This is a genomic window from Terriglobia bacterium, assembly GCA_036496425.1.
Classification (GTDB): domain Bacteria; phylum Acidobacteriota; class Terriglobia; order 20CM-2-55-15; family 20CM-2-55-15; genus 20CM-2-55-15.
On the sequence record DASXLG010000310.1, the window covers coordinates 1 to 8213 of the forward strand.

Here is an 8213-nt window from a genome sequence, read left to right on the forward strand (position 1 = left end):
CCGCATACGCTTGCCGTTCAGGATGCTGACGGCTTCCTGAATCCTGCCATCGTCCTTCAGTTCCACGTAACCGAAAGCGGGCGAGACTCCCGCCACCAGATCACGGACGATGCGGATCGACCGGGTCTCGATTCCACGCGATTCCACCCATTCCTGCAACTCATGGTCGGAGCAGTTGTAGGGAATATTCACGAAAAATAACTTGGACATCTTACTTGCCTCTATATTGCAAAGGTTAAGCGGCCTCGGCCCGTCGTGGGTTTGCTTTCCGGATCTTCCAATGCTGGAAGGGATAGACATGACCGCAGCGCGGGCAGTTCCATGCCCCTTTTTGAGGGTCAGCGTCATGGGCATGAACCATCTCCACAATCAGATGACAGTGCAGGCACATCGTCGGTTTACTGTAGACATACTCAGCTTGAACACTCTTTCGCACGAGCCGGCCTCCTTATAATTTGCTCTAGCTCTAGCAATTCGGCTGCCGACAGCCCGCCTCGCAAAATCAATAGAGTATTGGACGTAGCAGGTCCAGATCGGGTAGAAATTCCTATGCAGAGAGGTACAAAATGACCGACCTGGAATTCCTTTCCCGCAGGGTTTTGAAACTGGAGGCCCGGCTCCGCTGGATGACGAGGGCTGGAGTGTTCGGGGTCCTGATGGCCGCGGCCGCGGCGATCATGGCGAAACCCGCACAAACGCCCCAGGGCCTGGATCAACTGGACGTCTTACAGCAAATTCACAAGCAGCCGCCTTTAGCCCAACAGGACGCGAAGATTCCGGAAGCCGAAGTCCGTTCCGAGCACTTTGTGCTGGTAGATTCCAAGGGCAAGGATCGGGCTTCTCTCATCGCCGACAATGCCGGAACCGTTTTCCTGATCCTGTTCGACGCCGCAGGCAAGACGCGGGCAAATCTGTCCGTCGGAAATGAGGGGCCGAGCCTGGTGTTTTACGACAACGCGGGAAAACCGCGCACGATTATCGGGAGCACGACGCTGGTCGGCTCGCATGTGAATGAAAACGGGATTGCGGAGCTATCGCCGCCGTCGTCGATCGTGCTGTTTGATAAAGCTGGGAAATTGTTGTGGAGGGAGCCGTAGAATCTGAGCGATTTAGTGGCGTGGAGCAACATTCCCCTCCGTTTTCAAGGAGGGGTGGCCGAGCGATCAAACCGTTAGAACGCGAGGACGGGGTGGTTGGTAAAACGTCGCGAAGCCTCCTCATCTACGCTCGCGAAGCGCACCTTATTTTGTTGGAATTTACTAACCGCCCCGTCTGCGCCGTCAAGGAATGGGCACATCTATTGATGGCGCAGCCACCCCGCCTTGCAAAGGCGGGGAATGTCCAACTCCCAACTTTTTTGCAAAGCCGTCACCTCGTCAGGTGCCGGTACTTGATCCTGTGCGGCTGATCTGCAGCCGCGCCGAGGCGGGCGCGGCGATCCGTTTCGTAGTCGGAATAGTTCCCTTCAAACCAAACCACGCGGCTTTCGCCTTCGAACGCAAGGATGTGTGTCGCGACGCGGTCGAGAAACCAGCGATCGTGGCTGATGACGACGGCGCAGCCGGCGAAATTCTCCAGCGCTTCTTCGAGCGCGCGGAGCGTGTTGACATCGAGATCGTTGGTGGGCTCGTCGAGCAGGAGGACGTTGGCTCCCTCTTTGAGCATCTTCGCCAGATGGACGCGGTTCCGCTCGCCGCCCGATAGATTTCCGACCTTCTTCTGCTGATCGCTTCCGGAAAAATTGAAACGAGCGACGTAGGCGCGCGAATTCACTTCCCGCGAACCGAGCGCGATGTTGTCCAGACCGTCTGTGATTTCCTGCCACACGGTTTTGTCCGAATCCAGGACGTCACGGCTTTGATCCACATAAGCGAGCGTCACGGTCTCGCCGAGCCGTATCGAACCGGCATCGGATGTTTCCTGGCCGGTGATCAGCCGGAACAATGTCGTCTTTCCGGCTCCATTCGGACCGATGACTCCGACGATGCCGCCCGGAGGAAGGCGGAAATTCATATCCTCGAACAGCAGATTCTCGCCGTACGCCTTTTTCACCCCGGCCGCTTCGATAACGACCTGGCCCAGACGAGGGCCGGCGGGAATGAAGATCTCGAGATCCTGCGCGCGCTTCTCCGTCTCGTTGCTGAGGAGCGTTTCATAGGAGGTGATGCGCGCTTTTCCCTTGGCGTGACGTCCCTTGGGCGACATGTGAATCCAGTCGAGCTCACGCTGCAGAGTTTTCTGACGTTCGGTCTGCGCCTTCTCTTCCTGCTCCAGGCGCAATTTCTTCTGTTCCAGCCACGATGAGTAATTGCCCTGCCAGGGGATGCCATGGCCGCGATCGAGCTCGAGAATCCACCCCGCAACGTTGTCGAGGAAGTAGCGGTCGTGAGTGACGGCAATTACAGTGCCTTCGTATTGCTGGATGTGATGTTCCAGCCACGCGACGGATTCCGCATCCAGATGATTGGTCGGCTCATCCAGAAGCAGAATATCCGGCTTCTGCAGCAGCAGACGGCAAAGCGCGACGCGTCTCTTCTCGCCGCCGGACAGCACGTTGATCGTGGTTTCCGGCGGCGGGCAGCGCAGTGCGTCCATCGCCATTTCGAGGCGCGAATCCAGGTCCCAGGCCTGGGAGGCATCCAGCTTCTCCTGAACTTTGCCCTGGCGATCGAGCAACTCCGACATTTCATCGTCGGACATCGGTTCGGCGAATTTGCCGTTGATCTCGTCGTACTCACGCAGAAGATCGACAATCGGCTGGACGCCCTGTTCGACGATCTCCCGCACGGTTTTGGCGGGATCGAGCTGCGGCTCCTGCTCCAGATAACCGATGCTGAAACCGGGCGAGACCGTCGTTTTCCCCAGAAACTCCTGATCCACGCCGGACAGAACGCGCAGGAGCGAGCTCTTTCCGGAGCCGTTCAAGCCGATGACGCCGATCTTGGCTCCGTAAAAATACGAGAGATAGATGTCCTTAAGGACGGCTTTCTTATCGTAGTACTTGCTTACTCCAATCATGGAGTAAATGACTTTGTTTGGAACGGTGCTCATGAGGGCGGATTTGAACTATCTCGATTTGAAGCTGGCCAAGGCGTCTTCCTCGGACTCGTGCACGTCGAAGACGGAGTACAGCTTCGTAAACTGCAGGAGGTCGGTTACCTGCCGGCCGGGATTGGCCAGCTTGAGTTCGCCCCAGGCCTTGCGGTCTCTGCTTTCGCATTGAGGGCATGGATCCCAATTGCCTTCGTCATCTTTGAATACGGTCGCGCCGCACTTGGCGCAAGTCGTCTGGGTGACGGTACCGAGGGCCATGATCAGCTCGCCGAGACCGCTGCTGTCGACATAGGAAACGTCTTTCAAATTGAGCAGAATCTTGTTGTGCCCTTTCGCGACTTCATCACGGATCGTCTGGCGGAATGCGGTCAGAGCGTCGCCGGACGTGATCTTTCCGGCGAGATCCACAATGAACACCGCATCAGCCCTTCTGGTGGTGAGCTTGAAATCCATAAGCCGCCTATTCTAGCGCTTCTCGGGCACCCAATCGATAATCGCTTTAAGGATCGTATCGGGCTCGACTCTTTCCGCCTCGCCTTCGAAGTTCAAAATGATCCGGTGCCGGAGCGCCGGAAGCACAACATGCCGGATATCTTCGAAAGCGACCTCCGGCCGGCCGCTGAGCAGAGCCCGGACTTTGCCGCCGATCGCCAGCGCCTGCGCGCCGCGCGGGCTGGCGCCGTAGCGTAGAAATTTCTTCGTTTGCTCGTGCGCGAGCGCGGTGCTCGGCTGCGTTGCCATGACGATCCGGATGGCATAATCCTGCACCGCATCGGAAAGCGGAACGCCTAGCGCGGTGTCGCGCAACTGGAGGATTTTCTGCGCGTCCCACACGCGCTCCACAACCGGCTCTTCGAGATAGGTTGTGCGGTCCAGGATGGTGTGGATGTCGTCCACTGGCGGAAACTCCATCTTCAGTTTCAGGAAAAACCGGTCGAGCTGCGCTTCCGGCAGCGGATACGTCGCTTCGAGCTCGAGCGGATTCAAGGTCGCCAGGACGACGAACGGCTGGTCCAGTTTGTAGGTCTGTTTTCCGACGGTGACCGTCTTCTCCTGCATCGCTTCGAGCAGCGCGGACTGCGTCTTGGGCGTCGCCCTGTTGATCTCGTCGGCCAGGATGATGTTTGAGAAAATCGGCCCGGGCTGGAAATCGAGGAATTTGTCGCCGGCTTCGTTTTCCTGAACGACGTTGGTGCCGACGATGTCCGCCGGCATCAGATCGGGAGTGAACTGGATTCGCGACGATCGCAGATGCAGCGCATCACTCAGCGTCTGGACGAGCTTGGTTTTGCCCAGACCGGGAACGCCTTCGAGCAGAACGTGTCCCTTGCCGAGAATCGCCATCAGGATGTCGTCGATAATGTCGGAGTATCCGACGATGACCTTCGAAATCTCCCGATGAACGCGCTGGAACTCGCTCTTGAAGGAGTCCGCCGAAAGTACATCAGATACCGGGTTCGCCATTTACCTCTCCTGGACCGACCACGTTATCGCAAGCACGGCGGAGGCGTAAACTGGAATCGTGATCATCTTCGGACATCGCGGCGCGCCGGGATATCCAAGGCGGGCTGAAAACACCATCGGTTCTTTCACCAGGGCGCTGCAATTCGGGGCGACGGGTCTCGAATTCGACGTCCGGCGGTGCAGCGATGGGCAAATCGTTGTCATCCATGACGACACGGTGGACCGCACAACGGACGGCTGCGGCCGCGTTGCCGAACTCACTTATGAACAATTGCTTCGATTCGACGCCGGCGGGGGTGAACCGATTCCTTTGCTTTCCACTGTCCTCGATCAATTCGGCTCAAAATGTCTTTTGAACATCGAATTAAAGGACAGCGGAATCGCCGGAGACATCAAAGAAATGGTCCTGGAAAGACGGCTGGAACGGCAGGTCATCGTTTCCTGCTTCGACTGGAACGAACTGAAGCCGCTGATCCCGGCGGTTCCGATTGCTTTGCTGTCCTCCCGGCTGGAAGGGCTCCTCTCGAGTGCTGTCGAGCTTCATGCCGCCGCCATTCATCCCCGGCGCGATCTTGTCACACGTTCGCTTATGGAGTGCACGAGAGAGCAAAAGCTTGCCGTCCATGCCTGGACGGTGAATGATCCATCCGAAATTTCTTATTTCCGTGGCCTCGGAATCGAGGGAATCTTCACGGACTTCCCGGAGCGATGTTCGACGCCTGCATCATAGGCGGCGGCGGAGTCGCCGGCGCAGCCATAACCCGGGAACTCGCGCTTCAAGGCCTTAAGGTAATCGCCATTGAGAAACATGACGGCGCCTGCAGAGAAACTTCCGGGCTGAACAGCCGCGTCATCCATTCGGGATTTCATGAGATGCCGGGAACGCTGAAAGCCAACCTTGCCCGGGCAGGAAGCCATCTGATGATCGAGTATGCGAGAAAACACGGCATCCGGCTGCTCGAGAGCGGAATGCTGATCGCCGTTCCGCATGGCAGCATCCGCGCCGGACTGTGGAGGGAGGCCAGTTCGCTCTGGCATCTCTGGCGCCAGGGACGGCGGCAAGCAGTCCCGTTCCGGTTCATCCTGACGCCGTCCGGTATCCGGCGGATCGCACCGGTCGAAGCAATGGGCGGCATTTTCATTCCCGCGGTTTGTATTGTCGAGATCGAAGCGCTTGTCGAATCGGTGATATGCGAAGCGAAGGCGGCAGGCGCGGAGTTTCTGTTTGAAACCGAGGTCACAGGCATCACGGCGACAAACCGCGATCACATCCTGCAAACCACAGGGCCGGAGATACAGGCGCGCATCTTGATCAATTCAGCAGGGCTGCGGGCGCACGAGGTCTCGTTGATGGCGGGCGGCCCGAAGTATGAGATCGAGTTCATACGCGGGGATTACTACGAACTCGACGGCGGAACCGATCGTTGGGGAATCCGGACGCTGGTATATCCCGCGATGCCTCCTCATTCCCGATCCAAAGGCATTCATTTTGGACCGCGCACCGACGGCCGTCTGTATATTGGACCCAGCGCTACGCCCGCTTTTCGTGAGGCCCCGAAGGAAATGTTCGTCGATGCGGCGCGAAAATTCCTGCCGGATATCCGGGAAACCGATCTGCGCTGGGCATATTCGGGAATGCGGCCAAAGTGCGGAAAGGATTTCACGATCCGGCTGGAGCGATCGCAACCACCGCTGGTGAACCTGATCGGGATCGATTCGCCGGGCCTGTCCTCAAGTATGGCAATCGCCCGCCATGTCGCGGAAATTGTTCGCGCTGCGTGATCGCGGTATCAGACAACTGCGACAGCGGTCTTCGAGCGGGAGGAGATCATTTCCATCCGGATCAGTTTTCTCCGGACTTCCGCATCGTTCTCGCGGGTCATGCCGGAGAAGCGGACAGCAACATACCCCGGTTCCGTCCGGATAACCACTGCCTGGATCTCAAACAATGTGCCGCCGCTGTCCAGCCATACAGAAACCGAACTTCCCTCATCAAAACCAAACCGTGTGGAGGGAAACTGGAGAAGCGCCCCGTCCACGCTGAGGTCTGCGATATTTGCGGGAAGAGTCTGGAGGTTATGCCTGACCAGTGCAATCGATTCCCGATGTATTAGAGCCTGAATCCTTTTATGTTTCCGACGTTCAACCACTTCTGCCTCCGTGCCGTGTCAGACACCTTATCGGCAAAACCAGCCGAACCATTACCGGTACCGGGGCGGAGGACGAATTACGCCGACGCCGTTCGCGCTTTCCGGACAGCCTCGTCTTCGGCATGAACGATGGTGAAAACAGTATCGAGGCGGGTAATTTCGAGAAGCTTTTCGACGCGTTTTGTGGGACTCAAGATGGCGAGATGTCCTCCCTTGTTTCGAATGGAAGTCCACATTGAAACAAGTTGACCCAGGCCCGAGCTATCCACGTAGTCGACGCCGGCAAGGTTGACGACGAAATATTTTTTGCCGTCTAGAAGAAGACTGCCGGTCAGATCGCGCAGTGGCAGATCGAGGATCCACAATCTGCCGGCCAGATCAAGAATCACGACATCTTCAGCGCTGCGCTGGACGATTTTCAGTGGCATATGCGGATTCTAACCTCCCCGTCAAGGATTTCAGGCGCGGCCCGCGACCTCTCCGTTCTGCGTGTTGACGCGAACCCGTTCTCCATCCTTCATAAATAGCGGGACGCGCACTTCAAGGCCGGTCTCGAGCTTTGCTACTTTTGTGGCGCCGCCCGCGGCGGTGTCGCCGCGGAATCCGGGCTCCGTGGATGCAATCGCGAGTTCGACGTACTGGGGCAGCTGCATGGACACAGCCTGGCCGTTGTATTTGAAGATCTCGAGCACCAGACCTTCTTTCAGATAGTAGCGGTCGTCGCCGACGCTCTCCTCGCCAAGCGTAAATTGCTCGTAGCTCGACTGGTCCATGAAATGAAACCCGTCTCCGTCGTTATACAAAAACGAGACCGCCGCCAGCTCCACATCGGGCTCGGGAAACTTCTCGCTGGTGCGGAAACTTTTCTCCTGAACCGCCCCATTGAGCAGGTTTTTCAGCCGAGTCCTGACCATGGTGCTGGCTCCACGCGCGGTCGGCGTGGCGAAAAACACGTCGAGGACGTTATAGGGCTGTCCATCCACTTCGATCAGCATCTTCTTCTTTAATTCGTTCGCGCCAATAAGTGCCATATTTTTTATTTTACTGAGGTATGCCCTTTGTGTATAACGATCCTCGTTCAACGGATTTGAACACCGCACTCATGGAGGAAGCCGATGCCCACCCACACTAAGGAACCCGCCGGAACGCTCGTCGAGACCCTGATCATTCCATCGACCGGGTCGTCGATCACAACCTGTTGCCGTTGCGGCCGAACCTGGAATGTTGTCATGGAACGTGTCAAACCCGGAACCCCCGGCTGTCTGCGTTGCATATGCGATACCGAGCTGATCTCCTGGAGCGGTAGCGTGATTTTCAGCGCGTTTCCGGCCGAAACGAACTAGGTTCTAAAACGACTGCCCCCAGCGGTAGCCGACCCAGATCCCGGCAATACCCCCGACCAGAGACAGTAGAACTCCGGAGACGGAGATCGCATCTCCGCCCCAGAGCAGCGGCACCATGTTTCCGATCGTCGACCCCACGAATAGACCGATCCAGATAAACTTCTTCTGCATTTTCAAGTGGCCGCAGATGACGCGGATGACC

Annotated in this window: 12 protein-coding genes; 4 read left to right on the forward strand and 8 right to left on the reverse strand. The window is 57.5% G+C overall.

Features of this window, described 5'->3' with window-relative positions; genetic code table 11:
• The coding region (locus VGK48_22760; protein ID HEY2384006.1) for a hypothetical protein at positions 1-210 on the reverse strand (210 nt) is incomplete at its 3' end.
• Positions 211-566: 356 nt separating this feature from the next.
• Between VGK48_22760 and VGK48_22765 the strand changes: the two genes are divergently transcribed.
• On the forward strand, positions 567-1097 hold the full coding sequence (locus VGK48_22765) for a hypothetical protein (GenBank protein ID HEY2384007.1): 531 nt from the start codon (positions 567-569) through the stop codon (positions 1095-1097).
• A 271-nt stretch (positions 1098-1368) separates the two neighbouring features.
• Here VGK48_22765 and ettA read toward each other — a convergent pair whose 3' ends face one another.
• From ettA to VGK48_22780, 3 genes are read right to left on the reverse strand one after another with little or no spacing between them, the layout of a single operon-like run.
• Positions 1369-3051 (reverse strand): energy-dependent translational throttle protein EttA, encoded by a 1683-nt coding sequence (gene ettA, locus VGK48_22770; GenBank protein HEY2384008.1) that lies wholly within the window; start codon positions 3049-3051, stop codon positions 1369-1371.
• A gap of 15 nt (positions 3052-3066) precedes the next feature.
• Entirely contained in the window at positions 3067-3507 is a 441-nt protein-coding gene (locus tag VGK48_22775; protein ID HEY2384009.1) for an STAS domain-containing protein, read from the reverse strand.
• A 12-nt stretch (positions 3508-3519) separates the two neighbouring features.
• Complete coding sequence (locus tag VGK48_22780) at positions 3520-4518, reverse strand: MoxR family ATPase (GenBank protein HEY2384010.1); 999 nt, start codon at positions 4516-4518, stop codon at positions 3520-3522.
• 58 nt (positions 4519-4576) lie between these two features.
• Between VGK48_22780 and VGK48_22785 the strand changes: the two genes are divergently transcribed.
• Together VGK48_22785 and VGK48_22790 are read left to right on the forward strand one after the other, a co-directional pair.
• Entirely contained in the window at positions 4577-5248 is a 672-nt protein-coding gene (locus VGK48_22785; GenBank protein ID HEY2384011.1) for a glycerophosphodiester phosphodiesterase family protein, read from the forward strand.
• On the forward strand, positions 5227-6300 hold the full coding sequence (locus VGK48_22790) for an FAD-dependent oxidoreductase (GenBank protein ID HEY2384012.1): 1074 nt from the start codon (positions 5227-5229) through the stop codon (positions 6298-6300). The genes VGK48_22785 and VGK48_22790 overlap by 22 nt, the downstream gene beginning before the upstream one ends.
• Before the next feature lie 8 nt (positions 6301-6308).
• Here the strand turns inward: VGK48_22790 and VGK48_22795 are convergent, their stop codons facing one another.
• The 3 genes from VGK48_22795 to efp all read right to left on the reverse strand — a co-directional run bounded on the left by VGK48_22795 (position 6309) and on the right by efp (position 7699).
• On the reverse strand, positions 6309-6668 hold the full coding sequence (locus VGK48_22795) for a PilZ domain-containing protein (protein ID HEY2384013.1): 360 nt from the start codon (positions 6666-6668) through the stop codon (positions 6309-6311).
• Positions 6669-6745: 77 nt separating this feature from the next.
• Entirely contained in the window at positions 6746-7096 is a 351-nt protein-coding gene (locus VGK48_22800; GenBank protein HEY2384014.1) for an STAS domain-containing protein, read from the reverse strand.
• A gap of 30 nt (positions 7097-7126) precedes the next feature.
• The gene (gene efp, locus VGK48_22805) at positions 7127-7699 is read right to left on the reverse strand and encodes an elongation factor P (protein HEY2384015.1); all 573 of its coding nucleotides are present in this window, start codon (positions 7697-7699) and stop codon (positions 7127-7129) included.
• An 84-nt stretch (positions 7700-7783) separates the two neighbouring features.
• On the opposite strand from efp, the gene VGK48_22810 reads away from it, so the two are divergent.
• Positions 7784-8011: a hypothetical protein gene (locus VGK48_22810; GenBank protein HEY2384016.1), complete on the forward strand. Its 228-nt coding sequence runs from the start codon at positions 7784-7786 to the stop codon at positions 8009-8011.
• A gap of 3 nt (positions 8012-8014) precedes the next feature.
• Here the strand turns inward: VGK48_22810 and VGK48_22815 are convergent.
• Positions 8015-8213: hypothetical protein (locus VGK48_22815; protein HEY2384017.1), on the reverse strand; the 199-nt coding region annotated here is incomplete at its 5' end.